We start from the raw sequence: 26,398 nt of genomic DNA, 5'->3' as shown, positions 1-26,398 counted from the left end.
CGATTCTAAAAACAAGTCAAAATAACAGTTAGTTTCTGAATATACCATCATATATATCACTTAATTAAAAATTACTGCTTGTTTATCATGGTGCTCATTAACCATTTCTTTCAAAAATATTTCCTGAATTTGCATAACCTGTTCCAGATACATTGTTTTCTTTCTTGTACCAAAATACAATGTATTCTCTATTACATTATAGCCTTCCCATATTTGCTTAACGTTGCCAGAATCAAGTTCCTTTTTAGAAAGAAAATCGGGAATAACAGCAATTCCCTCACCACCACTTAAACAACGGATAATTGAACTCATGTTAGGCACAATGTAATTAGGTTTAAAATCAGGTCGTTTACCAAAGTTGATATGCCAAAACCTGCGTAAATGCTCCATATCACCAGTTGTACCATACCAGGTTTGGCACTTTAACCAATCCTGTATACCGTTCAGATCTTTGGTTTTTAGCAACGGATCAAGCTCTTCTGTTGATGTTTTTGCCCCGCCAATTACCACTATTCTTTCTTTAAAAAAAGGAGTATAAATCAACCCCTTGTAATCTCCCTTTTGTGGCGTAATAATCAGATCCAGAATACCATTATCCAGGTCGCTAAGCATTTGAGGATAGTCTCCAAACTTAATAATTACATTAAAATCCAAAGTAGGCAAATAAGATTCGAGTGTGAACTGGAAGGTTTCAAAGCACATACCAATGCTTATGGTCGGCTTTTCCTTTTCCGTACTTTTATGGAAGTGTCGCTCCGCTTCTTCCAGTTTACAAAGCGATTCTTGTATATAATTGTAAAGTATCTTTCCGCGTTCGGTCGACACCATTTTTCGCGATGTCCGATCAAAAAGCTTGTAACCTACATACGATTCCAAAGAGCTTAAATGCAAACTCACACCGGGTTGCGAAACATACAATGACTCGGCCGCACCAGTCAGCGTGCCTGTTTCATAAATTGCCTTAAAGGTTCTGAACCATTCTAAATTAACCATAACAATGTATCATAATTATGATACAAAGGTATGATTTATATTATTTTAATAGTAACATATCTAGCCGTAATTTTGTCATCACAATTAAGAAGTAAAATCAATTCTATTAAAATGGAAACAAAAAAAATATTTGTAATTAATGGAGGACAGGTCTTTGGACATTCTGGAGGCCGTTTTAATAAAACGATTTTTGATACCACACGTCAGTTTTTTAATGACAAAGAAGGATTTGAAATCAGATCTACCGATATCAATGATGATTACGATCCAAAACAGGAAGTTGAGAATTATGTATGGGCTGATATTGTTATTTATCACACTCCTATCTGGTGGTTTCAGGTACCTAATGGATTAAAAAAATATATCGATGTGGTTTTTACAGAAGGTCACCAAACGGGAATTTACCATAGCGATGGGCGTTCATCTCAAAACCCTGCTATCAATTATGGTACAGGTGGTATGCTCCATGGCAAGCAATATATGGTTACTTCATCATGGAATGCTCCAAAAGATGCTTTTACCCTACCGGGAGAGTTCTTTAATGAAACCAGTGTTGATGATGGTGCTTTATTTGGTTTTCATCGCATGAATGCCTTTACTGGAATGAAACCATTGCCTGGCCTACACTTTCACGATGTAGAAAAGAATGCTAATATTGTAGCAGATCTTGAAAGATACACAACACACTTAAACAACATTTTTATAAACAAAGAACATGAGCATTTATCTAACAGCAATCTCCAGAGCCAAGCCACAACACATTGATCAATTTAAAGCAATTCTTTTAGCCCTGGTTGTAGAATCCAGAAAAGAAGAAGCCTGTATTCAATACGATCTTCATCAATCAACAGACGATCCTGCTTTGTTTATTTTTCACGAAGAATGGGCAAGTAAAGAAGCTCTGGAGGTGCATAACCAAACAGCTCATATTAACAAATTCATCAAGGATTCTGTTGACATTATTGACGGTGCTGTCATTATACATAAAACAGAAAAAATTGCCTGATATTAAATAGCTACCTCTGATAGCACAATAAAAAGAATACAAAAAATGGAATACAGAAAATTAGGAAAAACAGATTTAAACTTATCGGCTATAACTTACGGTGCCTTTGCAATAGGCGGCAATATGTGGGGAGGAAATGAGAAACAAGACTCTATCGATGCTGTTCATGCATCTTTAGATCATGGCGTTACAAGTTTAGACACCGCTCCTTTTTATGGCTTTGGCTTAAGTGAAGAACTTATTGGTCAGGCAATTAAAGGTAAAGACAGAAGTAAAATTCAGCTACTAAGCAAATTCGGTTTAGTTTGGGATGGCAGCAATAACGGAAAAGGCGAGTTCTTTTTTGATGCCAACGATAATGGAGAAACCATACCGGTTTATAAATATGCAGCCAAAGCCAACATCATTAAAGAAGTTGAGGAAAGCTTAAAACGTTTAGGTACTGACTACTTAGATTTATTACAATTACACTGGCCAGATGCTACAACGCCAATAAGTGAAACTATGGAAGCATTGGAGCATCTAATCCAACAAGGAAAAATCAGAGCTGCCGGGGTAAGTAATTATAGTCTGGAGCAGTTAAAAGAAGCCGAAAAATCAATCCACCTGGCTTCTATTCAACTTTCTTACAGCATGCTTAACAGGGCAATTGAAAAAGATATAATCCCTTATACCATAGCAAATAACATTGGAATTATTGCCTATAGCCCTTTAGAAAGAGGTTTGCTTACCGGTAAATATTTCAAAGATGCTACCTTAAAATCAGATGATCATAGAAATGGTTACTTTGGCCAATTCGATCCTGAAAAGGTAAAATCATTCCTAAACGCAATAGAGCCTTTAGCAATCAGCAAAAATGCTTCTTTATCGCAATTGGTTTTAAGATGGACAACATTACAACCTGGTTTAACCATAGTACTTGCGGGTGCCCGAAACGCAAATCAGGCAGTTGACAATGCCAAAGCAATTAACATCTCTCTTAGTGAAGATGAATTGACTTTTATTAATAAAGAGCTAGAAAAACTTTAATCCAGATTTTATAGCTAAAAAGAGAAAGGAGTACTTGAACTTATTCAAGTACTCCTTTCTCTTTTTTCATTCTGTGCAATGTTACCGCTGCATCAATGGAATGTGATGTATGGATATCATTATCTGCTTCAGATATATCCGAAAGTTTTTGATAGTATTTATGAAGAACATCCAGCTCTGATTCCGTTAAATCCTCAATATCAACCATCCTGTTGCTGGCATGTCTGCTTGCAGCAATCAGTTCGTTCAACTTAAGCTGTATGGCTTTAGAATCTTTATTTTGAGATTTCTGGATAAGGAAAACCATTAAAAAGGTAATTATTGTGGTACCTGTATTGATAACAAGCTGCCAGGTATCTGAATAATTAAAAATGGGACCTGAAAGTATCCATGCAATCACAATTAGAAATGCTACACCGAAAGCCACCGGACTCCCTGTCCAGTTTGTAATTTTTGTAGACGCCTTTTCAAAGAAATTTCCTGAAGTGTTTTTCATAATGAGTAATGATTTTTAATAGTTAAAACCTTAATTAAATCTAGTCAAATAATGCCCGTTTACTTAAATATCTTCTGCTGAAAATGATTTTTTTTAAATAAATTTGAATCAGAATGTTACATATTGACTTTATAGACATCTAAAGTCAGTATCTTCATACTAATGAAGTAAAATATCCGAAATGAAAAAAGTTATCCTAGACGTTTCTGGAAATAAAGCGCATTCACTTGAAGTTGATTCGGCAATCTCTTTTAAACCATTTATCAGATACCTGAGAGAAAGAGTAAAAGGCGAAAAAACGGTAAAAGGTGCATTGTATAAAACGGCTCTTAAGGAGTTTAAAAAATATGATGTTGAAGAAGCGGACGTCCCACTTGAAAGCATACATAACTATGAAAGCTTGCTCGAGAACATGTACGCCTGCCTTACCTCTGCGTTGGCAACTGAGGATAAGTTGGCCTGGGGACTTTGCTTTCCGTTGCAGCCCATAACATTTTATGGTACAGAACTTATGTACCAATTGCTTGAAAATAAGAAAAATGATCAGGACTCATATGTAGTTTCTAAAACTCCTGCCGACTATCATAAAGAACGCTTACAACTAGTTTATTCGTTTATTTTAAAGGAACTTTACAACTTTCATGTACCTGTAAAAACACATCAATATCATGCAGGTATCAAAACCGATACAGGTCTTTTGGGCTATTTTCATGTAAACCTTAATACAGATTTTATAGAAGTTACGCCAAAAGGTGAGTTACCTCCACTCAATTTCAGGGAACTACAGCAATATATAGGAGAAGGCTCAAGTTATGAAATACTGGAAAAAATATTACCGCTCAATCTTTTTCGTTTTAGAGGTATCTCTGTAATCACTGTATCTGATGTAACCGCTATCCAGGCTGTAGAAAACATAAAAAACATTCGGCTTAACCGTACTCCCGGTGATCAGGCGGCCACATATAGTGGTGTTATCCAATCTTTAAAAACAATAGTACAAAATAATAAAATTGAGTTTGACCTGTTTCCTTTTGTAAGGGTTAACAACAAACCGGTTTATGGCAATGTAAAGGGCGGTACCGGAATATTGTTTTCTGTGTGGGGTGAAGACAATTTAGACCCCGAAACATTTCAGCAATATGCCGAAGGGTACACGGCCAATCCGAACTCATTCTTTTCTCCTGATATTTTGGCCGAAGATCCCGTTGTGTTTCACTGGCTTCATCATTTTGTTAAACTTGGAGTTAAGTCCCTGGCCCTCACTCCCGTTTTTTACGACCACGTAATTGTAGGTGTTTTGGCAGTACACACCTGGGAAGGAGAAACTTTTGACGAGAAAATACTTGCATTGCTGGAGCCTGCAATTGCCCCAATATCGCAGCTATTACAGATCTATATCGATGAGTTTAACCTGGAACTGGAAAACGTTATAAAAGAGAAATTTACCTCTATCCAGCCTTCGGTTCAATGGAAATTTAATGAGGTAGCATGGCATCATATGCACGATAAAAATAAGCATTTGCCAATTAGAAATGAAGACATCAGCTTTAAAGATGTATATCCTTTTTACGGAGCTATCGACATCAGAAATTCTACAATTGAACGAAATACGGCCAGTAAAGCTGATTTGAGTCACCATTTAAGCCTACTTTATGAAGTGCTTGATCAGCTAAAAGACCATCACTATTCCTCTTTAATGGAAGAGATGATTTTCAATTCAAGAAAATGGCAGCAGTTACTTTTACAAGAAACGCTAAACACCCAGGACGAAAACAATCTAAACAGCTTTTTAAAAGAAGAATCGAGCGATTATTTATTCCATTTATCTCAGCAGGAACCTAAACTCAAAAAAATAATTGATGAATATTTGCTGGTAACCGGAGCTGCAGATGGCGATGTGCACAAAAACAGATACTCGCTGGAAGTATCCATGCAAATGATAAATACTGCAATTAACAATTTTTTTGAAGCCGAAAAAGAAAAATTGCAACAATCGTATCCATGTTACTTTGAGAAATTCAGAACCGATGGTGTCGAATACGACATTTACATTGGCCAGTCCATCTCTCCAGATAAAATATTTAATCATTTTCACCTCAAAAATCTTAGGCTGTGGCAGCTTTCATCCATGGCTAATGTAGTTAGAATGACTCATGCTTTATTGCCAGCTATGCCAACTAAGCTGTATACTACTCAGTTGTTATTTGTCCATAACCATACAATCGACATTAGTTTTAGAGCTGATGAGCGCAAATTTGATGTAGAAGGCGCGTACAATATCAGGTATCAGATGATAAAAAAACGGATTGACAAAGTCCACATCAGAGGTAGCAGCGAGCGTTTAACCCAGCCTGATAAAATAGCGTTGATCTATTTTAATAAGCGGGATATTGATGATTACCTTCCTTTTGTTACTTATTTACAGGAAACCGGGGTGCTGGATCAAGGTCTGGAAGAACTTGATTTAGAGGATTTACAAGGATTAAGCGGGCTAAAGGCTTTAAGGATTGGCGTTATACATCCGGAAAGGACAAACGACATTTAGCCATAGATATGTCAAATACTTGCAAAAGTATTTACTTTTGAATATTAGTATATACTTTTGACCAAATTAACTATTTAGTCAAAACTTATGAAAAGTATTTTACCTCTCTTTGGTCTTTTATTGCTGCTAAGCGCCTGCGGTGACACAAAGAAAATGCAGCTTAGGGCACCAGAACCTGAGGTTGCAGTAGCAAAAACAGATAGCACTGCAGTTATAGCTACAGACACTACTAAAACGGATTCTGCCAAAACTCCTTTACCCCATTAATTCTTTCATAAGTTTATCAAAGTCGGCTTTCATTATTGCAAGCTCCTCTTCTACTTTTGCCAACCGCTGTTCCAAATCACTTGCGGGTCTGCTGTAATTATCATCTATCGAATCATCTTGTGTTAAATCAGGGGTTCCGCTCAATAAATGTACATAACGCATTTCCTTTTGTCCTGCGCGCTTAGGCAACTGCAAAACATAAGGCATTTCCGGATCTGATAATCTTTCAAGTACAGACTGCACATCTCCCAACGATTCAAACTCATATAATCTGCCCGAATTCGTATTTAATTCACCTGGTGTTTGTGCACCTCTTAGTACTAGCAAACAAATAATAGCTACTTCCTGAGGCGTTACAGGAAAAACAATAGCAAAATTATGTTTGTACTTAATGCTCCTGCTAGAACCACCTGTTGCAGTTGAAATTAAACTCTTCCTTTTTAAAGTATCGAGAGCCAATATTACCGTCTGTTCATCGTATTGTACAAGCGGCTTACGCGAAGTTTTTTGATTACAAGCTACCGTAATTGCATTGATGGTCATTGGATAATACTCAGGCGTAGTCTTCGATTTCTCCATTAACACTCCTAAAACACGAAGTTCTTCGGCATTTAAAATAGGCAGGGTCTGTGGTGAATCCATTAAGCTTTTCTTAAGAATTAGATAAAATAAGATCGATCTTGTTTAGTTCTTCTTTAGTAAAATTGGTATTCTCCAGGCACTTTAACGAATCAGCAAGCTGCTCCGGTTTGCTTGCGCCTACCAATACAGAAGTAATTCTTTTGTCGCGTAAAATCCACGACAGCGCCATATGAGCCAATTTTTGTCCTCTTTCCTGGGCTATTGCATTCAGTTTATTAAGCTGAGCTAGTTTTTCCTCAGTAATTTGATCACGTTGTAAAAATCCGTGAGACTTTGCTGCTCTTGAATCCTCAGGAATCCCTTTTAAATATTTATCGGTAAGCATTCCTTGTGCCAAGGGCGAAAATGGAATACAGCCAACCCCCTCATTACCTAAAAGATCTAACAAACCATCCTCTATCCAACGCTCATACATAGAGTATTTGGGCTGATGGATAATGCATGGGGTACCCAGTTCTTTTAAAATTTGAATGGCACGCTCGGCCTCTTCCGGTTTATAATTAGATATACCTACGTATAATGCCTTACCCTGACGAACGATCAGATCTAATGCTGCCATAGTTTCTTCAAGCGGAGTTTCAGGATCCGGACGATGATGATAAAAAATATCAACATAATCTAGCTCCATTCTTTTTAAACTCTGATCTAAACTTGATACCAGGTACTTTTTAGAGCCCCAATCGCCATAAGGTCCATCCCACATGGTATAACCGGCCTTACTTGAAATGATCATTTCATCTCTGTAACCGGCAAAATCTCTCTTTAATAGCTTACCAAAATTCTCTTCGGCTGAACCTGGAGGCGGACCGTAGTTATTAGCAAGATCGAAGTGAGTAATACCACTATCAAAAGCGAGTTTTAATATGTTACTGCAATTTTCCAATTGATCTACATGACCAAAATTATGCCATAGGCCTAATGAAATTGCTGGAAGTTTTAACCCACTGTTACCGCAACGGCGGTATTGCATTTGAGTATATCGGCTGGAACTGGGTGTATATGGCATATAATAGATAAAATATTCAGTAGCGGCAAAACCGCTACTGATATTTAAATAAATTAATACTTATTTAGCGTTTTTTTTCTCTGTAACTTCAGCACGAATTTCTTGAGCAAGAACTTTTAAATCTTGCATAGCTTTACGTACTCTTGTTCCAGCTGCATTGTTGCCAGAATTGTAAAATTTCTCAGCATCAGCCTCAACAGAAGCTAACAATTCTTTAACTTTTGAAAATTTTTCCATGTTTTGATTTTTTAATTTATAAGCCAAATATATATTATTTTGGAAATAAACGCGCATAACTTCACTTCTATTGCACTTTTTGTACTCGCACTCTTTTTTTTAAAAACCTTTTATAAGTTCACAGGTTATTTTCTAAAGCGAACTACACAAATGATTATGCCATGGCTAAACTTATACATGTTGTTGAGGATGACGAAGATATCCGTTTTATAGTCGAATACGTATTGGTAGAAGCCGGTTATGAGGTTGTGACTTCCGGGACTGCAAAAGATTTTTATGAAAAAGTAACTATTCAACATCCCGAATTGATACTTTTAGACGTAAAGTTGCCTGATGGCAATGGTATAAACATTTGCAGAGACTTAAAAACAGATAAAAAAACCAGCCATATTGCAATTATAATTATGTCGGCACATGCCGCCGAAAGAGCGGTTTTAGAAGAAGCCTGTGCCAATGGTTTTATCAGCAAACCCTTTGATCTTGACGACATGCTCAACTCCGTAAAAAGAGTATTAAATGGCGATGATGATTATCAACAAAAACAAACGAGAAAAAATTCCAGTAATTAAGGAAAAAATTCCTATATTTGTTTTATATAAGATAAAAGCATTATGGCAAACACTCAAAAACCATACAAAACAAAGTCAAAAGTATCTGTTGTTTCAGAAAGCGCAGTTATTGCGTCTTATCAATCGTTATATGGCAACCCAATAAGTGTTCTTACCAATTCTAAAAATGGGTTATCAGCAAAAGCCGCCATTGATTTTCTTAATCTTTCGGGTTTCACCAAAGAAGAGTTTCAGGATACTTTTAAAACAAATGTAAAAACTATACAAAATTACGTTTCAAATTCATCAAAGCTAGATGCCGCTTTAAGCGAAAAACTTTTAAAGTCTTTTTCTCTTTTTGATAAAGGCATCGAAATTTTTGGGTCTGCAAAGCTTTTTCATCAGTGGCTAAACACTCCTTCATATGGTCTTGGCAACCAAACCCCTTTCGATCTTATGGATACCATTACTGGTATTACCTTAATTGAAGAGGAACTGATAAGAATTGAATACGGTGATTTAGCTTAATTATGCATGTATTTCGTATAGCATTAGCTAAATATGCCACCAAACTGTTTGCGTCGGGCAGAGCCGCACGCTGGAATCCTAACGATGTAGAAGTAATATACAGCGCAGGTTCCCGTTCACTGGCTTGTCTGGAAAATGTTGTCCACAGAAATCAAATAGGATTAAACCAATCGTTTCAGGTAATGACTATAGAAATCCCCGATGACATAAGAATCATCCCTGTGGATATTAAAAAATTACCAACCAACTGGATTGAATACCATAACATACCATTAACTCAAAAAATTGGGGAAGACTGGATCACCGAGGGCAAATCTGCCATTTTAAAAGTCCCCTCTTCTATTATTATAGCAGAATACAATTACCTGATAAACCCCAACCATCCGGATTTTAAATCGATAAAATTATTAAAATCAGAACCTTTTGTTTTTGACAGAAGAATAAAAAGCTAATATTTCGCGTCCTATTCCTTATAACAACAGACAATTAGAGTCCGGTTATAAGGGGGATTTTATGGGGGTATGCCTGGGCGATTTCCGGGCTATATCCGGGTTAGGTCCGAGTGAATAGAAAATTTGATAGCAACTTATCTCATCACTAAGTAAACTCCAGATCATTTTTAATTGTAAAAACCGATTTTCTTTTGAAATGAGGAAAAAGGTGGCGACATTAGCAGTCAATGAATTATCAAAAGAACATACAAAAAGCTATTATTGGTGCCTACAACAGGCATCAGTTACATGCGTATGCGCTTTTCAAAAGGTTTTTTAGAGAAAACTATCCTTTCGGTTTTAGTTTTCAAACCACCAGCAAAGACTTTATTAATTAAGCCCCGTATCATTTCGATTTTCTTTTTTCGATGCGGGGGTTAAAAGCACCTGATAAAAAATCTGCTTTTTCTCATTTCTCAATTTTAACACCTTTTCAGCAGAGGCCTGAACAGTGTGTTTAACTTTTCGAAAAAAATATAACAAATATTAATTCACAACACATTCAAGATCATGGAAACTAAATCATTGTCACTATCAAAAAGCGACTTTAAATTATTAAAGGAACATCTGGAAAAATCAAATATGAGCGCTTACAACAAAGAAAAATTAAGCAACGAATTAAAAGAAGCCACCATATACTCAGAAGAAGAGCTTCCATCTGATGTTGTGTGCCTAAAATCTGAGGCTCGCATAGCAAATACTAAAACCGGCCAGGAATTTACGTTTAAACTTGTAATGCCTGAAGAAGCAAACATTAAAGTTCAAAAGGTATCTGTTTTTGCTCCCATCGGAATTGCACTGTTTGGCTATAGAACAAACGACATTATTATCTGGGAAATGCCCGATGGTTTACAGGAGTTTAAAATACTATCGGTAAACAGGATGTAGCCCACCTATCTCCTGCCTGCCATTGTTATCATCCGATGAGATAGGTCTTTTCCAAGATACCTGTCTATAATCCCATGAACAACATATAATATGGGAGTCATCAGAATGGCTACCACGAACTTATAGGTGTAATTTACCAGGCCTATTGCAGCAACCATTTGCCAGCTCCAGTGGTATTGAGGATTAAGATAAAAGGCAATAAAGATAACTACAAAACTATCAATACATTGCGAAACTAATGTTGAACCGGTGGCACGTAACCACAAGGCCTTGTCGCCGGTAACTTTCTTAATTTTATGAAAAATAAGCACATCAGCAATCTGACCTACAAGGAAAGCAACAATAGACCCAACTATGATCCACATACCTTGGCCGAATATGCCGGCAAAGGCATTGTTCATATTTAAAGATTCGCCATTAATGGTTTGTGTAACCCAAAAATCGGAAGGCTGTAAGTGCATAGCGCCACCTACAACAATAAATGCGTATCCTATTAAAATGGCCGTTAAAATAGATAAATAACGAACTTGTCGCACTCCAAAATACTCATTTATAATATCAGTCATGATAAATATGATGGGCCAGGTTAGAACGCCAGCCGACATATTATAGGAAAGATTGGGTACTCCCAGTAAATTAATATTGAACTTTTCAATACCAAGCGTACCTTCAACTGTAAATATCTTTACACCAATAAACTCCGAGAGTATGGCGTTTGCGACAAAGAAGCTCCCTAAAATAAGCAGTAACCTGCTCTCTTTTGTTTTAAAAGTCATAGCAGGTTGAAATTATTAAATAATTCTGATATAACAGGATAAATATTATTTCTATTTTCGCTTAAACATGATATCTATACTTTCCAAATTACCCACAGTTGGCACCACTATTTTTACGGTGATGTCTAAACTCGCTGAAGAACATAATGCCATAAACCTATCACAAGGATTTCCGGATTATGACTGCGATCCTAAACTGGTAGATTTTGTAGCTGATGCAATGAAGAAGGGCTTTAATCAGTATGCTCCTATGCCCGGATTACAATCGCTTAGGGAACTTATTGCAAAAAAAGCAAATACACTTTATGATGCTGATTATAATCCGGATACTGAAGTTACAGTTACCGCAGGAGGCACACAGGCTATCTTTACGGCATTATCATCGTGCATTACTACTGGCGACGAAGTAATTATTTTTGAACCGGCTTACGACTCCTATGCTCCTGCAATTAAATTATTAGGGGGATTGGTAAAGCCTTACGAAATGGTGCCACCGGATTATGAGATCGATTGGGAAATGGTAAAGAAACTATTTACTGTGAACACCAAAATGATCATTTTAAATAGCCCACACAACCCTACAGGTAGTATTTTAACGGAAAAGGACATCAAAGCGCTTATTAAACTTACTAAGAATACAGATGTCCTTATTCTAAGTGATGAGGTATATGAGCATATCATATTTGATGGTAAAAAACACCATAGCCTGGCTTTATATCCCGAATTAAGAGACAGAAGTTTTATTGCAGCATCATTTGGCAAATTACTGCACACAACAGGATGGAAACTCGGCTACTGCCTTGCTCCTGCCAACTTAATGAAGGAATTTCGTAAAGTACACCAGTTCAACGTTTTTAGTGTAAACACGCCAATGCAAGTGGGTATAGCTAATTACCTTAAAGACCCGGAAACATATAGCGGATTACCCGAATTTTTCCAGGAAAAGCGGGATTTCTTCCGTTCATTACTTGGCGAAACTAAATTTAAATTATTACCTTGTCATGGTTCTTATTTTCAATGTGTTAGCTATGCTCACTTGAATGACGAGAAAGATACGGATATGGCCCAAAAGCTTGTCAGGGAAAGTGGAGTAGCGAGCATACCTGTTTCGGCCTTCTACATTAGAAAAACAGATCATAAGGTATTACGCTTTTGTTTTGCTAAAAAGCACGAAACATTAGAGAAAGCCGTTGAAGGACTAATGAAGTTATAATTTACATCCCTTTAAATTACAATAATGGATCAACAAAATAACCTGAATATTAGCAATCTCAAAATTACAATTTATCAGGCCTATCTGTTTTGGGAAAACATAGATAAAAACTTACAGAACCTTGCCCTCAGATTATCAATGGGGATAAAAGAGAAAACAGATCTGATCATACTTCCAGAGATGTTCAATACAGGTTTTAGCATGAATGCTGTCGCACTTGCCGAAGAAATGAACGGAAAAACTATGCAATGGATGGCCCAAACGGCCGATAAATACGATTGCGTTGTTACCGGAAGTTTAATTATAAAAGAAAACGATAAATATTATAACCGCTTAATATGGATGCTGCCTGATGGTAGTTTTAGCCATTATGATAAACGTCACCTCTTCGGTTTAGGTGATGAAGATAAAACTTACACTCCTGGCCACGACAAGGTAATTGTGGACTTAAAAGGCTGGAAAATACGTTTGGCCATCTGCTACGACCTTCGTTTCCCTGTATGGCTGCGCAATCAGAATACAGAATATGATATACTATTATTAATTGCGAGCTGGCCAGATAAAAGATCGAGCCATTGGAATGCACTTATTCCTGCCCGTGCCATCGAAAACCAAAGTTATGTGATTGCCACAAACAGGGTTGGTCATGATGGAAAAGAAGTTTATCACAGTGGTCATTCTCAATGCATTGATCCAATGGGAAAAACTGTTTACTACAAGCCTGAAGATGAAGATCTATACACCTTTAGCATAGGTTACGATGAATTGGTTAAAACCCGCAATAGTTTTCCTTTTCTAAGAGATGCTGATAATTTTAAAATTATTTAGTTATTTTACTCCTACAATGTTTAATCGTAGAAAATTCATAAAAACAACGGCAATATCTGCCTCCCTTCTTGCTGTTAATAAAAGTAGCATAGCCGGAATTATTCCGGCAAAATCAACCTCTGTTGATGTTAAACCTATCGTAATCTCTACATGGGATTTTGGAATTGCTGCTAATCAGGCAGCATGGAAAGTACTTTCCTCGGGCGGTAGAGCGCTGGATGCTGTTGAACAAGGAGTTCACGTGCCAGAAGCTGACCCAAAAAATCAATCGGTAGGCTATGGTGGCTTACCAGACAGAGATGGACATGTTACACTTGACGCCTGTATTATGGACGAACAGGGTAATTGCGGTTCTGTGGCGGGTCTGGAACACATTATGCACCCAATTTCTGTTGCCAGACTGGTAATGGAAAAAACACCACATGTAATGCTTGTTGGCGATGGTGCCCTTCAGTTTGCTTTAGAAAATGGCTTTAAAAAGGAAAATTTACTTACCAAAGAAAGTGAAAAGGCCTGGAAAGAATGGCTTAAAACCGCAAAATATGCCCCGGTAATGAATATTGAGAATAAGCTTTATCAAAAAGCTGCTCCTACTAAATTACCGGGCAATCAATACAATCACGACACTATAGGCATGCTGGCTATTGATGCTAAAGGAAATATCTCCGGTGCATGTACAACCAGTGGAATGGCCTATAAACTACGTGGCCGTGTAGGCGACAGCCCAATAATTGGCGCTGGCTTATATGTGGATAATGAAGTTGGTGGTGCTACCTCTACCGGAGTTGGCGAAGAAGTGATCCGTAACGTTGGAAGCTTTCTGGTGGTAGAACTAATGCGCCAGGGTTACTCGCCCGAAGGCGCCTGCAAAGAGGCTGTAATGAGAATCATTAAAAAGAAACCTGAAATTGCAAAAGTGATACAGGTAGGCTTCCTTGCCATCAATAAAAAAGGAGAATATGGCGCTTATGCTATTCAGAAAGGCTTTAGTTATGCCGTTTGTACTGAACAGAAAGATGACCTGTTAATTCCCGGAAAAAGTTATTATTAATATTAAGGATCATGGTAAATATGGAGGTTTGCGCCAATTCTGTAAGGTCCGCTCTTGCAGCTCAGGAAGGTGGCGCAATACGGGTTGAGCTATGCGATAATTTACCTGAAGGCGGCACAACTCCAAGTTATGCAACAATCGCTTTGGCAAAAAAAATGCTTTCTATAAAGGTGTACCCTATTATACGACCACGCGGAGGTGATTTTCTATACTCTGATTTGGAGTTTGATTTAATGAAAGAAGATATAAAAACCTGCAAATCGTTAAATTGTGATGGAGTAGTTATAGGCATCTTAAAGGCTGATGGTAGTGTAGACAAAGAAAGGTGTGCTGAGCTTATTGCTGCAGCTAAACCTATGCCTGTAACGTTTCACAGGGCCTTTGACATGAGTAATGACCTGGAAAAGGCTTTAGAGGATATTATTGAACTTGGCTGTGAGCGAATTCTTACTTCGGGAGGAGAATCTTCCGCGCTTAAAGGAGCAGATGTACTTGCAAAACTAATTAAACAGGCCCAGGGAAGGATTATCATTATGCCGGGTGCGGGTGTTTCTGTAAGTAATATTGCCGACATCATTAAATTAACAGGCGCTAAAGAGTTTCATGCCTCTGCAAGGCATGCCATAAAGAGCGAAATGCAGTTCAGAAACCCCAGATTGAACATGGGAAGCATAGCTGATGAATTTAGTTACGATCTTACTGATAGTGAGACTGTAAAAAATTTAATTGGGCTGGCCAACAAACCTGCATAATAATCCGCTCAAAATCTTATCTTTGCGCCACTGATGAAGCATATACGTAATTTTTGCATAATTGCACATATTGACCACGGGAAAAGCACCTTGGCTGACCGTTTATTGGAATATACCGCTACGATTTCTCAACGTGAATCGCAGGCCCAGTTATTGGATAACATGGACCTTGAGCGTGAACGAGGCATAACCATTAAAAGTCATGCCATACAAATGAATTATAAGGTTGGTGAAATTGAATACAATTTTAACCTGATTGATACTCCCGGACACGTAGATTTTTCTTACGAAGTTTCGCGTTCTATCGCAGCTTGCGAAGGCGCATTACTTATTGTTGATGCATCTCAGGGAATTCAGGCACAAACCATTTCAAACTTATATTTGGCTTTAGAGCACGATCTTGAAATTATCCCGATTTTAAATAAAATGGATTTACCCGGGGCAATGCCAGAGGAAGTAAAAGACCAGATTATTGACTTAATAGGCTGTAAGCGTGAGGAGATTATCCCTGCGTCAGGAAAAACGGGCTTAGGTATTCCTGATATTATTCAGGCGATTGTAGATCGTGTTCCTGCTCCCGTTGGTGATCCTGACGGCCCTTTACAGGCACTGATTTTTGACTCTGTTTTTAATCCATTCAGGGGAATTATCGCTTACTACAAAGTAGTAAACGGCCAGATTAAAAAAGGCGATAAAGTTAAATTCATAAACACAGGCAAACAATACCTAGCAGACGAAGTTGGTATCCTGAAATTGGATATGTCGCCACGCAGTGTTGTTAAGACCGGTGATGTAGGTTATATTATTTCGGGGATCAAAGAAGCCCGTGAAGTAAAAGTTGGCGATACGATTACTACTGTTGACAGACCGTCGTTAGAATCAATTCAAGGTTTTGAAGAGGTAAAACCAATGGTTTTTGCAGGTATTTACCCTGTTGATACTGATGAGTTTGAGGAGTTGCGTGAGGCGATGCACAAGTTGCAGCTTAACGATGCCTCTATTGTATTTGAACCTGAAAGTTCTGCGGCTTTAGGTTTTGGTTTCCGTTGCGGTTTCTTAGGAATGTTGCACATGGAAATTATTCAGGAACGGTTAGAGCGTGAATTTGACATGACGGTTATTACAACCGTACCCAACGTATCATATATCGCGCACACCACTAAGGGCGAAGAAGTTACTGTAAACAATCCTTCTGATTTACCAGACCCAAGTAAATTGGATTCTGTAGAAGAACCTTATATCAAAGCAAATATCATTACCAAGGCCGAATTTGTTGGTCCGGTAATGTCACTTTGTATTCAGAAGAGAGGGATTATTGTAAATCAATCTTATCTGACTTCAGATCGTGTAGAGCTTGTTTTTGAGATGCCTATGGGGGAGATCGTTTTTGACTTTTATGATAAGCTAAAAACGATTTCGAAAGGTTATGCCTCGTTTGACTACCACCAGATTGGTTACCGCAAGTCGGATTTAGTGAGATTGGATATGCTGCTGAATGAAGAGCCAGTTGATGCTTTATCTTCATTGATTCACCGTAGCAATGCTTACGATTTTGGAAAGAAAATTTGCGAAAAACTGCGAGAATTAATTCCTCGTCAGCAATTCGAGATTAAAATACAAGCATCTATTGGCGCAAAAGTTATTGCCCGTGAAACACTTAGCGCTTTGCGTAAAGATGTTACCGCTAAATGTTATGGTGGTGATATTTCCCGTAAACGTAAGCTATTGGAAAAACAGAAACAGGGTAAAAAACGCATGCGCCAGGTAGGAAACGTGGAAATTCCACAAACTGCATTTATGGCGGTATTGAAATTAGATTAAATTAGTATTTAGTAGGTAGTATTTAGTACTTAGACATGATGCGGCTCAAATAATCATCTGATCTAAGTACTAAATGCTAAATACTCCTATAAAAACAGAATGAAATTACTTGACGGAAAATTTGTATCAGAGAAAATAAAACAGGAAATAGCAGTTGAGGCTGCAGATTTTTTAGCAGAGAGCGGCAGAAAGCCTCACCTGGTAGCCATACTTGTTGGTAATGATGGCGGAAGTGAGACTTATGTTGCCAGCAAAATGAAAAACTGCGAAAAAGTTGGCTTCCAGTCTTCACTGATCAGATATGATGTTACCGTTACTGAGGAAGAACTGTTGCAAAAAGTTAAAGAAATTAACGAGGATGCTGGTGTTGACGGTTTAATTGTTCAACTTCCACTTCCTAAACATATTGATCCTGAAAAGGTAACTGAGGCTATCGATCACCATAAGGATGTAGATGGTTTTCATCCAATCAATTTAGGACGCATGATGCGCAATTTACCATGCTTTATTCCTGCAACACCTTACGGTATTATGCTGATGTTGCAATCTTATCAAATAGATACGGTTGGTAAACATTGCATAGTTGTGGGCAGAAGTAACATTGTTGGTAGCCCAATGAGTATTCTTATGGCCCGCAATGCAAATCCAGGTAACTGTACAGTAAGCCTTACCCATAGCAGAACTACTAACTTAAAAGAAATGTGTTTGCAGGGTGATATCATTATTGCTGCTATTGGCAAAAAGAACTTCATTACTGCTGATATGGTGAAGCCTGGTGCTATCGTCATTGATGTGGGTATGAACAGAGAAACTTCTACTACTACCAAATCGGGATACAAACTGTATGGAGATGTAGATTTTGAAAATGTTGCACCGATAGCTTCATGGATAACTCCTGTTCCGGGTGGTGTTGGATTAATGACCATTGTTGGTTTGTTAAAGAACACACTTGCATCAGCTAAAAAAGAAATTTACGGATAAGTAAATCTTATAATATCCTATTTCCCAAAAAGCTTTTTAATCCAGCTTTCTTTAAAGCCTATATAAACCCCGTCAGATTTTGTTTCTAGCGGGTAAATATCTATGTAATCGCCCTGCCCCTCTGCTCCTCTTCCGTTTTCAAGATTATATTCCCAACGATGAATAGGACAAATGAGGTGCCCGTTTTTACACCATCCGCCGCTTAAAATACCCCCGGCATGTGGACAGGTATTTTGTACTACAAAAAGTTTTTGTTGATGCTTTACCAGACAGAGCTTTTTACCATCAACATTGATCTGCTTCACAAATTCCTCGTCGGGTATTTCTGTCTCTATTTTATGCCACTTCAAAATTGAACTCTAATTAAATTTCAAACAACTTCTTCACAGATAGGTCATTTATATTCGCTCAATATACATATAATCTCATTTCCCCCGGATATTTATTTAACTTTGCAACCTTATATATGGCACATCAAATACCAGCAGACGGCACACTACTTCCATTGATGGAAGAGTTTTACACTATACAAGGAGAAGGATTTAATACCGGTAAAGCAGCTTATTTTATTCGTTTAGGTGGTTGTGATGTTGGTTGCCATTGGTGTGATGTGAAGGAAAGCTGGGATGCTGAACTACACCCGCTTACTTTATCTGATGATATTGTTGCTAAAGCCGATACTTTTCCGGGTAAAGCTGTTGTAATTACCGGAGGTGAGCCTCTGATCTATAACCTCGATTACCTTACGCAAAAGCTTCGTGAGCGGAAAATATTAACTTTTATTGAAACCTCCGGTGCATATCCACTTTCCGGAGAATGGGATTGGATTTGTTTGTCGCCAAAGAAATTTAAAGCTCCAAGGCCCGATATTACGCCTTTTGCAAATGAACTAAAGGTTATTGTGTTCAACAAAAGTGATTTCGAATGGGCAGAGAAATATGCTGAAACAGTTTCCGAAAACTGTAAGCTGTATTTACAGCCAGAGTGGTCAAAGTCAAAGGAGATTACTCCATTGATCATTGATTATGTAATGGCCAATCCGAAATGGGAAATTTCTTTACAGACACATAAATTTTTAAATATTCCATAGGTTTTCTATCTATTTCGCTATATTTAATATTATCGTTAATACAAGCGTCAATGAAGAAAACGTCGCTCCTGTTCTTCTTACTCTTTGTTTTCGCACAAGTTGGTGCTCAAACGACCAATATTAAGAAGGCGCAGACCAATTTTGATAAAGCTCAGAACTATTTAAAGCAAGATAATTATGACCTTGCAGTTTCTGCTTTATTGGAGACTGTAAAAGAAGATCCGTCTTTTCAGTTTGCTTTAATACAACTTGGCGACATCAATCGCAGAACAAAGAACTTTGAGGCTGCTAAAACGGCGTATCTGAGCGCTTTAAATCTTGGAGCTGATAAAGCTGATCCTCGTTTGTATTATGGTTTAGCTGAATCGGAGTTGAATACAGGCGATTATTCGAATGCTTTAAAACACATTGAACTCTTTATTAAAAACTATAAAGGCAATGACAAAGATTTCATTAACAAAGCCAATAAATACCTCAAAGATTGTGAGTTTGCTGTTTCAGCAATAAAATCCCCCCAGAAATACGAGCCGGTTAACCTGGGAAAAGAGATAAATTCCAGCTATAGAGACTACTTTCCTTCCATTACTGCAGATGGAGAAAAACTAATTTTCAGCAGAGACATAGATGGAAACGAAGATTTCTTTATTTCTGCCAAGGTTAATAAAGAATGGACTACCCCTACTCCACTAAGTGATAAAATTAACACTTCAAAATTTAATGAGGGTGCTCAATCTATCTCCCCTGACGGACTTTATTTATTTTTTACTGGATGCAACAGACCTGATGGACTAGGTAGATGCGACATTTATGTTAGCCATAAAGAAGGTAATAACTGGGGCGAACCTTTTAATCTTGGTGCTCCTTTAAACTCACCTTTTTGGGATTCGCAACCTGCAATTAGTCCTGATGGCGCCACTTTATATTTTGTAAGCAACAGACCAGGAGGTTTAGGTGGCTACGACATATGGAAAAGCACACTAAAAAGTGACGGATATTGGGGCGTCCCTCAAAATCTTGGTCCTGAAATAAACACACCATATGATGAGCATACTCCATTTATCCATCCTGACGGAAAAACGCTTTATTTTTCGTCGGACGGCTGGCCTGGATTAGGAAATAAGGACATTTTTTTAAGTAGATTGGATGAGGCAGGGCATTGGGGTAAACCAGAAAATATGGGTTATCCTATTAATACATTTAATGAAGAAACGGGCTTAATAGTTACTCCTGATGGAACTGAAGGTTTGTTTTCTTCTAACTTAAAAGTAGGATTTGGCGACATGGACATTTACCAGTTTAAAATGCCGGAAAACAAAAAACCACTCCCCATTACTTATGTGAAAGGCATTGTAAAGGATAAAGAGACAGGTGCATTTGTAGAAGCAAAGATTCAGGTAGTGAATCTAAAAAATGGGAAAACTGAATATAACGACTATACGTCTAAAGAAACCGGAGATTTCCTTGCCGTAATGCCAATTGGAGGAAACTATGCTTTTAATGCCAGTTCTGATGGCTATTTGTTTTACTCCGAAAATTATGAACTGAATAGCTCATATACTAATAAACCCTTTCTGCTAGAGATTTTACTGGAAAAACTAAAGGTAGGCACCAATGTAATATTGAAAAATATATTCTTTAATACCAACCAATATAGCTTACTGCCTGCATCGGTTACCGAATTAACTACACTTATAGATCTTCTAAAGAACAATACCAACATAAGTATTGAAATACAAGGACATACCGATAACGTTGGAAATGTAAAGGATAACGAAAAGCTCTCTATGCAGCGTGCCAAAGCGGTTTATGATTATCTTTTAGAACATAAAATAGCGGCTGAACGTTTAACTTACAAAGGGTATGGCGAATCGAAACCTATCGCAGCCAACACTACTGAAGAAAATAGAAAACTGAACAGAAGAACTTCTTTTGTTATCAGTAAGCTTTAACAGAAAAAAGCGGTTAAATAACCGCTTTTCTTACTCTAATTAGTTTAACCAAAAGCTCTTCGAGCAAATCGAGATGCAGCATATTAGCACCATCTGATTTTGCATTTGCCGGATCCGGATGCGTTTCAATAAACAAACCATCAGCTCCCACCGCAATTGCAGCTTTAGCAATTGTTTCTATTAATGTCGGTTTACCCCCTGTTACACCACTGCTTTGATTTGGCTGCTGTAATGAATGTGTACAGTCCATCACTACAGGCACTCCAAAAGATTGCATTTCGGGTAAACCACGATAATCTACAATAAGATCCTGGTACCCGAAAGTATTGCCTCTATCAGTAAGGATCACTTTATTATTTCCCGCTTCAACTACTTTTTCTACGGCAAACTTCATTGATCCGGCAGATAAAAACTGTCCTTTTTTAACGTTTACAACCTTATTTGTTTTGGCAGCTGCAATTAACAAGTCTGTTTGTCGGCATAAAAAAGCTGGAATCTGCAACACATCAACGTAAGCAGCAGCCATAGCCGCTTCAGCGCTTTCATGAATATCTGTTACCGTTGGTACGCCAAAAGTTTTACTTACTTTCTCTAATATTTTAAGCGCTTTTTCATCGCCAATTCCGGTAAAGGAATCACCTTTAGAGCGGTTAGCTTTACGGTATGAACCCTTAAAAATATATGGTATTTGTAGTTTATCTGTTATTGCAACTATCTTTTCGGCTATACGCATGGCGATTTCTTCGCCTTCTATGGCACAAGGCCCAGCCATTAAAAAGAAATTACCTGATTCCTGATTTTTGAAATTATCTAAAGGGAAATTGATCATTGTTGTTTTTATTGTTAGTTACCTAATTCTGACATGAATTTAATACGCATTAGCTGTATTTCTTCACGAGAATAATCTGATTCTCCAAGTTCTCTTAATGCTTCATCAATTGAGTCATTTTCTGCTGATTGGAAATAATCAAATACTTCATCCTGGCGATCCTCATCTATCACTTCATCTACAAAGTAGCTAAGATTTAGTTTGGTACCAGAGTTTACAATTGCTTCTACTTCTTTTAGAATATCATCGTATGTGATACCCTTCGACTTTGCAATATCTTCAAGGCCAATTTTTCTGTCTATATTCTGAATAATAGATACTTTAAGCTGAGATTTATTGGCCTGTGTTTTAATAATCAGATCAATAGGGCGCTCTATATCATTATCCTCTACATATTTTTTGATCAGCTCAAGAAAAGATCCTCCAAATTTAAGCGCTTTTCCATGACCCACTCCAGAGATTTGCTTTAGCTCGTCCATTGAAATTGGATAATGAGTACACATCTCTTCAAGAGATGGATCCTGAAACACCACAAAAGGAGGTACATTCTTTTGTTTGGCTATTTTCTTTCTCAAATCTTTCAGCAACTGTAATAATTGAGTATCTACAGCTCCGCTACCATGCTTCACATCATCTTCATCATCATCAGCTGCACTTTCTATTGGCTCATTTAGAACAAACTTAAGTGCATATGGGTTTTCAATAAAGCTTAATCCGCCATTGGTTAACCCAAGTAAACCGTAGTTATCTATGTCTTTAGACAAGAAATTATTTAATACCGCTTGTCGGATAAGTGATTTCCAATGATTCTCTCCTTCAACAACTCCTAAACCAAACTCAGGAAGCTTACTATGCTCATAAGCAATTGTTTGAGCGGTTTCATTACCTAAAATGAGGCTCAGAATATGCGCATCATCAAACTTTTCTCCTATTTTCTTAATCAGCTTTAACAGAACCATCAAAGATTCTTCAGCTTCAAATAGTTTTTTCGGCTTCTTACAGTTATCGCACATGCAATTACAACCGGTCTCATTAAAGTTCTCTCCAAAATAATGAAGGATCTGCTTTCTTCGGCATACGCCGGATTCAGCATAATCAATAACCTCCTTTAATATCTGGGTGCCTATTTCGCGTTCAGATACCGGTTTATCCTTCATAAACTTGGCTAGCTTATCTACATCCTTTTGAGCATAGAAAGCAATACAAATTCCTTCCCCTCCGTCACGTCCGGCCCTACCAGTTTCCTGGTAATAGCCCTCCATACTTTTAGGGATATCATGGTGAATTACAAAACGAACATCCGGTTTATCTATCCCCATACCAAAAGCAATAGTGGCTACAATAACCTCTACATCCTCCATAAGGAACCTATCCTGAGTATCGGCCCTAATCTTTGGCTCTAAGCCCGCATGGTATGGCAAGGCTTTAATGCCGTTAAGATTTAAGGTTTCGGCAACCTCTTCAACCTTTTTACGACTAAGGCAATAAATAATCCCCGATTTACCGGTATTGTACTTTATGTACCTGATGATCTCTTTGATAACATCCCTCTTGGGCCTGATCTCATAAAATAAGTTGGGCCTGTTAAATGATGACTTAAACAAGGTGGCATCAGACATTTGCAGATTCTTGATGATATCTTGCTGAACCTTAGGTGTTGCAGTTGCAGTCAAGGCTATAATTGGAATATCTTCACCCAGACCTTGTATCACTTGCCTGATTTTCCTGTATTCAGGTCTAAAATCATGGCCCCACTCGGAAATACAGTGGGCTTCATCAACCGCCACAAAAGAAATCTTAATCAATTTTAAGAAATCTATATTGTCTTGCTTAGAAAGTGATTCGGGAGCAACATATAACAATTTTGTTTGTCCGCTTAATAAATCACTTTTAACTTGAGTAATTTCGGTTTTATTTAAAGAAGAATTTAAAAAGTGTGCAATACTATCACTTCCTCCAAATGCCCTTAGCTGATCTACCTGATTTTTCATCAATGCAATTAATGGCGATATCACTATAGCAGTTCCCTCTTCCATCAAAGCTGGCAACTGGTAGCAAATGGACTTCCCCCCACCCGTAGGCATTATAACAAACGTATTTCTTTTTTCAAGAATATTGGTGATGATAGACTCCTGATCACCTTTAAAATTATCAAAACCAAAAAAGGTTTGTAAGTTATCAAACAACGACTTTTTTACATCCATTTCGTGTATAAAATATTCAGTGCTATTTTTACTTCAAAATAACATAATTTTGCACAAATTCAAAGCATCAATATACTAAATAATTCTGTTTGAAAAGTAAAAAATCTATTATCGACGACGCTGTTAGCACTTTACAGTTGGAAGCTCAGGCTATTTTAGGCTTAATTGAAAACATAAATGATGATTTTGTTAAGATTATTGACCTAATTATTGAAAGTGAGGGTCGTATAATTGTAACCGGAATTGGAAAAAGCGCCATTATTGCGCAAAAGATTGTAGCAACTTTTAATTCGACAGGTACTCCGGCCATTTTTATGCATGCAGCAGATGCTGTGCATGGAGACCTTGGAATGATCCAAAAAAACGACATTGTAATCTGCATTTCCAAGAGTGGAAATACTCCTGAAATAAAAGTGTTGACACCCTTACTTAAACAAGCTGGCAACATCATGATTGGTATGGTTGGTCAGTTAAATTCTGATTTAGCTTTGCAGGCAGATTTTATATTAAACACCTTCGTAGCAAAAGAGGCCTGCCCACATAACCTGGCCCCTACTACCAGTACCACTGCACAGTTAGCTATGGGCGATGCTTTGGCTATTGCTTTGTTAAATGCACGTAATTTTAATGAAAACGACTTTGCACGCTTTCACCCGGGTGGAGCACTAGGTAAAAAACTCTATTTAAAAGCTGGAGATATTGCCCTAAAGAACGAGAAACCAAGTATTCATCCTTCGGCATCTGTTAAAGATGTCATAATCGAAATTAGTCAAAACCGTTTGGGTGCTGTTGTTGTTATTGAAAGCAATGTTATTTTGGGGATAATTACTGATGGAGATATTCGTAGAATGCTGGAAAAACATTCTAATTTAGCCGATATTAAAGCGAGCGACTTAATGAACCCTAATCCAAAAAAAGTAGATAGAGCGGTTTTAGCAATCACTGCTTTGGATATGATAAAAGAAAACAACATTACGCAACTATTGGTTACCGACAATGGAACCTATTTTGGCATGATACATTTTCACGACCTTTTACAGGAAGGTATAATTTAAAGAGACTGTAATATCAGATATGAATAATAATAATTACGCCTTAATAATGGCTGGCGGTGTTGGAAGCCGTTTTTGGCCTGTCAGCAGAACAGAATATCCTAAACAGTTTATTGATTTTTTTGGTGTTGGAAAAACACTTATACAGAGCACTTACGATCGTTTTTTAAAGATTTGTCCTCCAGAAAATATATTTGTAGTAACTAACGAAATATATACACATATCGTTAAAGAGCAGCTTCCGAGTTTGAATGAGAATCAAATTCTGGCAGAACCTATTATGAGAAATACAGCTCCCTGCGTTTCTTATGGATCGATGAAAATTGCTCAGATTAATCCAAATGCAACGATTGTAGTGGCGCCTTCTGATCATACCATTACCAATCAGGATGCTTTTATTGCAGCAATTGAACAATCTTTAAAAGCAGCATCTGAAAATGATTGTCTGATTACTTTAGGCATAAAACCTAGCAGACCTGATACCGGCTATGGTTATATACAATACACGGAGAATTCATTAAAAACTGATGAGCAGATCCATAAAGTAAAAATCTTTACTGAAAAACCCAATTTAGATCTGGCCAAATCTTTTGTTCAAAGTGGCGATTTCTTATGGAATGCCGGGATTTTTATATGGTCTGCAAAATCAATTAACAATGCTTTCTCTAAGCATTTGCCTGAGATGTACGAGATATTTCATCAGGGAAATGATTTATATAATACAGCTAGCGAAGTCGAATTTATTGGAAATGCATATTTGCAGTGTACTAATATTTCCATTGACTTCGGGATTATGGAAAAGGCAGATAATGTATATGTATTGCCCGCTGATTTTGGTTGGTCTGACCTTGGAACCTGGGCTTCTATCTATGATATTGCTGAGCACGATTATGTGGGCAACGCAGTAATTCCCTCAGAAAAGGTGATGATGTTTAACTCATCTAACTGCATGGTAAACGTGCCAAAGAATAAATTGGTGATTTTGCAGGATTTACATGATTACATTGTTGTAGAATCGAACAATACACTATTAATTTGCCCAAGATCATCTGAACAAAGCATAAAACAAATTGTTGCTGATGTAAAATCGAAATTCGGCACAAAATATATTTAAACTCATTCAATTATCTTTTAATACATCCGGATCAGGCCAGGCCTTAATCCGGATGTATTATT

The 26,398-nt window shown here is 37.5% G+C and carries 28 protein-coding genes; 19 read left to right on the top strand and 9 right to left on the bottom strand.

The genetic code is table 11. The features are described 5' to 3' along the window. Positions 1 to 60: 60 nt before the first annotated feature. Positions 61 to 993, bottom strand: coding sequence for a LysR family transcriptional regulator (locus AC6CH7_RS09275; protein WP_498262423.1), 933 nt, complete (start codon positions 991 to 993; stop codon positions 61 to 63). Positions 994 to 1,104: 111 nt separating this feature from the next. Between AC6CH7_RS09275 and AC6CH7_RS09270 the strand changes: the two genes are divergently transcribed. The 3 genes from AC6CH7_RS09270 to AC6CH7_RS09260 are packed head-to-tail and all read left to right on the top strand — an operon-like array spanning position 1,105 to position 3,028. After that, entirely contained in the window at positions 1,105 to 1,758 is a 654-nt protein-coding gene (locus tag AC6CH7_RS09270; RefSeq protein WP_498262422.1) for an NAD(P)H-dependent oxidoreductase, read from the top strand. Continuing rightward, positions 1,709 to 1,999 carry a putative quinol monooxygenase gene (locus AC6CH7_RS09265; protein ID WP_498262421.1) on the top strand — a complete coding sequence of 97 codons (291 nt, stop codon included), beginning with the start codon at positions 1,709 to 1,711 and terminating at the stop codon, positions 1,997 to 1,999. Before AC6CH7_RS09270 ends, AC6CH7_RS09265 begins: the two co-directional genes overlap by 50 nt. 45 nt (positions 2,000 to 2,044) lie before the next feature. Further along, entirely contained in the window at positions 2,045 to 3,028 is a 984-nt protein-coding gene (locus tag AC6CH7_RS09260; RefSeq protein ID WP_498262420.1) for an aldo/keto reductase, read from the top strand. Positions 3,029 to 3,068: 40 nt separating this feature from the next. On the opposite strand, the gene AC6CH7_RS09255 is transcribed toward AC6CH7_RS09260, so the two are convergent. Beyond that, on the bottom strand, positions 3,069 to 3,524 hold the full coding sequence (locus AC6CH7_RS09255; RefSeq protein WP_498262419.1) for a low affinity iron permease family protein: 456 nt from the start codon (positions 3,522 to 3,524) through the stop codon (positions 3,069 to 3,071). A 181-nt stretch (positions 3,525 to 3,705) separates the two neighbouring features. On the opposite strand from AC6CH7_RS09255, the gene AC6CH7_RS09250 reads away from it, so the two are divergent. Together AC6CH7_RS09250 and AC6CH7_RS09245 are read left to right on the top strand one after the other, a co-directional pair. After that, positions 3,706 to 6,069, top strand: coding sequence for a GAF domain-containing protein (locus AC6CH7_RS09250; protein ID WP_498262418.1), 2,364 nt, complete (start codon positions 3,706 to 3,708; stop codon positions 6,067 to 6,069). Positions 6,070 to 6,156: 87 nt separating this feature from the next. Beyond that, positions 6,157 to 6,336 (top strand): hypothetical protein, encoded by a 180-nt coding sequence (locus AC6CH7_RS09245; RefSeq protein WP_498262417.1) that lies wholly within the window; start codon positions 6,157 to 6,159, stop codon positions 6,334 to 6,336. Here the strand turns inward: AC6CH7_RS09245 and AC6CH7_RS09240 are convergent. From AC6CH7_RS09240 to AC6CH7_RS09230, 3 genes are read right to left on the bottom strand one after another with little or no spacing between them, the layout of a single operon-like run. Next, a complete protein-coding gene (locus AC6CH7_RS09240) occupies positions 6,325 to 6,978 on the bottom strand; it encodes a YceH family protein (RefSeq protein ID WP_498262416.1) in 654 nt (217 codons plus the stop codon). The genes AC6CH7_RS09245 and AC6CH7_RS09240 overlap by 12 nt on opposite strands. A 10-nt stretch (positions 6,979 to 6,988) precedes the next feature. Then, a complete protein-coding gene (gene mgrA, locus AC6CH7_RS09235; protein ID WP_498262415.1) occupies positions 6,989 to 7,984 on the bottom strand; it encodes an L-glyceraldehyde 3-phosphate reductase in 996 nt (331 codons plus the stop codon). Positions 7,985 to 8,044: 60 nt separating this feature from the next. After that, positions 8,045 to 8,221, bottom strand: a complete 177-nt coding sequence (locus AC6CH7_RS09230; RefSeq protein WP_048905246.1) for a BF3379 family histone-like protein — start codon at positions 8,219 to 8,221, stop codon at positions 8,045 to 8,047. A gap of 161 nt (positions 8,222 to 8,382) precedes the next feature. On the opposite strand from AC6CH7_RS09230, the gene AC6CH7_RS09225 reads away from it, so the two are divergent. From AC6CH7_RS09225 to AC6CH7_RS09210, 4 genes are all read left to right on the top strand, one after another. Continuing rightward, the gene (locus AC6CH7_RS09225) at positions 8,383 to 8,790 is read left to right on the top strand and encodes a response regulator transcription factor (RefSeq protein ID WP_498262414.1); all 408 of its coding nucleotides are present in this window, start codon (positions 8,383 to 8,385) and stop codon (positions 8,788 to 8,790) included. Between the two features lie 42 nt (positions 8,791 to 8,832). Continuing rightward, the gene (locus AC6CH7_RS09220) at positions 8,833 to 9,297 is read left to right on the top strand and encodes an Xre family toxin-antitoxin system antitoxin (protein WP_498262413.1); all 465 of its coding nucleotides are present in this window, start codon (positions 8,833 to 8,835) and stop codon (positions 9,295 to 9,297) included. Positions 9,298 to 9,299: 2 nt separating this feature from the next. Then, positions 9,300 to 9,749, top strand: a complete 450-nt coding sequence (locus tag AC6CH7_RS09215) for an RES family NAD+ phosphorylase (protein ID WP_498262412.1) — start codon at positions 9,300 to 9,302, stop codon at positions 9,747 to 9,749. A gap of 549 nt (positions 9,750 to 10,298) precedes the next feature. Continuing rightward, the gene (locus AC6CH7_RS09210; RefSeq protein WP_498262411.1) at positions 10,299 to 10,676 is read left to right on the top strand and encodes a GreA/GreB family elongation factor; all 378 of its coding nucleotides are present in this window, start codon (positions 10,299 to 10,301) and stop codon (positions 10,674 to 10,676) included. 5 nt (positions 10,677 to 10,681) lie between these two features. Here the strand turns inward: AC6CH7_RS09210 and AC6CH7_RS09205 are convergent, their stop codons facing one another. Continuing rightward, positions 10,682 to 11,452 carry a queuosine precursor transporter gene (locus AC6CH7_RS09205; RefSeq protein WP_498262410.1) on the bottom strand — a complete coding sequence of 257 codons (771 nt, stop codon included), beginning with the start codon at positions 11,450 to 11,452 and terminating at the stop codon, positions 10,682 to 10,684. 67 nt (positions 11,453 to 11,519) lie between these two features. On the opposite strand from AC6CH7_RS09205, the gene AC6CH7_RS09200 reads away from it, so the two are divergent. From AC6CH7_RS09200 to AC6CH7_RS09175, 6 genes are all read left to right on the top strand, one after another. After that, positions 11,520 to 12,665 (top strand): methionine aminotransferase, encoded by a 1,146-nt coding sequence (locus AC6CH7_RS09200; RefSeq protein ID WP_498262409.1) that lies wholly within the window; start codon positions 11,520 to 11,522, stop codon positions 12,663 to 12,665. A gap of 24 nt (positions 12,666 to 12,689) precedes the next feature. Beyond that, positions 12,690 to 13,493 carry a nitrilase family protein gene (locus tag AC6CH7_RS09195; protein ID WP_498262408.1) on the top strand — a complete coding sequence of 268 codons (804 nt, stop codon included), beginning with the start codon at positions 12,690 to 12,692 and terminating at the stop codon, positions 13,491 to 13,493. Positions 13,494 to 13,509: 16 nt separating this feature from the next. Beyond that, the gene (locus AC6CH7_RS09190; RefSeq protein WP_498262407.1) at positions 13,510 to 14,544 is read left to right on the top strand and encodes a glycosylasparaginase; all 1,035 of its coding nucleotides are present in this window, start codon (positions 13,510 to 13,512) and stop codon (positions 14,542 to 14,544) included. An 11-nt stretch (positions 14,545 to 14,555) separates the two neighbouring features. After that, on the top strand, positions 14,556 to 15,296 hold the full coding sequence (locus AC6CH7_RS09185; RefSeq protein ID WP_498262406.1) for a copper homeostasis protein CutC: 741 nt from the start codon (positions 14,556 to 14,558) through the stop codon (positions 15,294 to 15,296). Positions 15,297 to 15,329: 33 nt separating this feature from the next. After that, the gene (gene lepA / locus AC6CH7_RS09180) at positions 15,330 to 17,117 is read left to right on the top strand and encodes a translation elongation factor 4 (RefSeq protein ID WP_498262405.1); all 1,788 of its coding nucleotides are present in this window, start codon (positions 15,330 to 15,332) and stop codon (positions 17,115 to 17,117) included. Between the two features lie 99 nt (positions 17,118 to 17,216). Further along, positions 17,217 to 18,098 carry a bifunctional 5,10-methylenetetrahydrofolate dehydrogenase/5,10-methenyltetrahydrofolate cyclohydrolase gene (locus tag AC6CH7_RS09175; protein ID WP_498262404.1) on the top strand — a complete coding sequence of 294 codons (882 nt, stop codon included), beginning with the start codon at positions 17,217 to 17,219 and terminating at the stop codon, positions 18,096 to 18,098. A gap of 17 nt (positions 18,099 to 18,115) precedes the next feature. Here the strand turns inward: AC6CH7_RS09175 and AC6CH7_RS09170 are convergent, their stop codons facing one another. Next, complete coding sequence (locus AC6CH7_RS09170; RefSeq protein ID WP_498262403.1) at positions 18,116 to 18,448, bottom strand: Rieske (2Fe-2S) protein; 333 nt, start codon at positions 18,446 to 18,448, stop codon at positions 18,116 to 18,118. Positions 18,449 to 18,564: 116 nt separating this feature from the next. Here AC6CH7_RS09170 and AC6CH7_RS09165 point away from each other — a divergent pair, with 116 nt between their 5' ends. After that, positions 18,565 to 19,188, top strand: a complete 624-nt coding sequence (locus tag AC6CH7_RS09165; RefSeq protein WP_448103868.1) for a 7-carboxy-7-deazaguanine synthase QueE — start codon at positions 18,565 to 18,567, stop codon at positions 19,186 to 19,188. 50 nt (positions 19,189 to 19,238) lie between these two features. Beyond that, positions 19,239 to 21,137 carry an OmpA family protein gene (locus AC6CH7_RS09160; protein ID WP_498262402.1) on the top strand — a complete coding sequence of 633 codons (1,899 nt, stop codon included), beginning with the start codon at positions 19,239 to 19,241 and terminating at the stop codon, positions 21,135 to 21,137. Between the two features lie 13 nt (positions 21,138 to 21,150). Here AC6CH7_RS09160 and kdsA read toward each other — a convergent pair whose 3' ends face one another. Beyond that, positions 21,151 to 21,966 (bottom strand): 3-deoxy-8-phosphooctulonate synthase, encoded by an 816-nt coding sequence (gene kdsA / locus AC6CH7_RS09155; RefSeq protein WP_498262401.1) that lies wholly within the window; start codon positions 21,964 to 21,966, stop codon positions 21,151 to 21,153. 14 nt (positions 21,967 to 21,980) lie between these two features. Further along, positions 21,981 to 24,170, bottom strand: a complete 2,190-nt coding sequence (gene recQ, locus AC6CH7_RS09150) for a DNA helicase RecQ (protein WP_498262400.1) — start codon at positions 24,168 to 24,170, stop codon at positions 21,981 to 21,983. Positions 24,171 to 24,259: 89 nt separating this feature from the next. On the opposite strand from recQ, the gene AC6CH7_RS09145 reads away from it, so the two are divergent. Together AC6CH7_RS09145 and AC6CH7_RS09140 are read left to right on the top strand one after the other, a co-directional pair. After that, on the top strand, positions 24,260 to 25,225 hold the full coding sequence (locus tag AC6CH7_RS09145) for a KpsF/GutQ family sugar-phosphate isomerase (RefSeq protein WP_498262399.1): 966 nt from the start codon (positions 24,260 to 24,262) through the stop codon (positions 25,223 to 25,225). Between the two features lie 19 nt (positions 25,226 to 25,244). Beyond that, the gene (locus tag AC6CH7_RS09140) at positions 25,245 to 26,336 is read left to right on the top strand and encodes a mannose-1-phosphate guanylyltransferase (protein WP_498262398.1); all 1,092 of its coding nucleotides are present in this window, start codon (positions 25,245 to 25,247) and stop codon (positions 26,334 to 26,336) included. The last annotated feature ends 62 nt before the right edge of the window (positions 26,337 to 26,398 follow it).

The sequence above is a fragment of the Pedobacter sp. GQ55 genome, from assembly GCF_059758925.1.
Note: the sequence above shows the minus strand (reverse complement) of the source record. Positions and strands in the feature narration are given on the sequence as shown.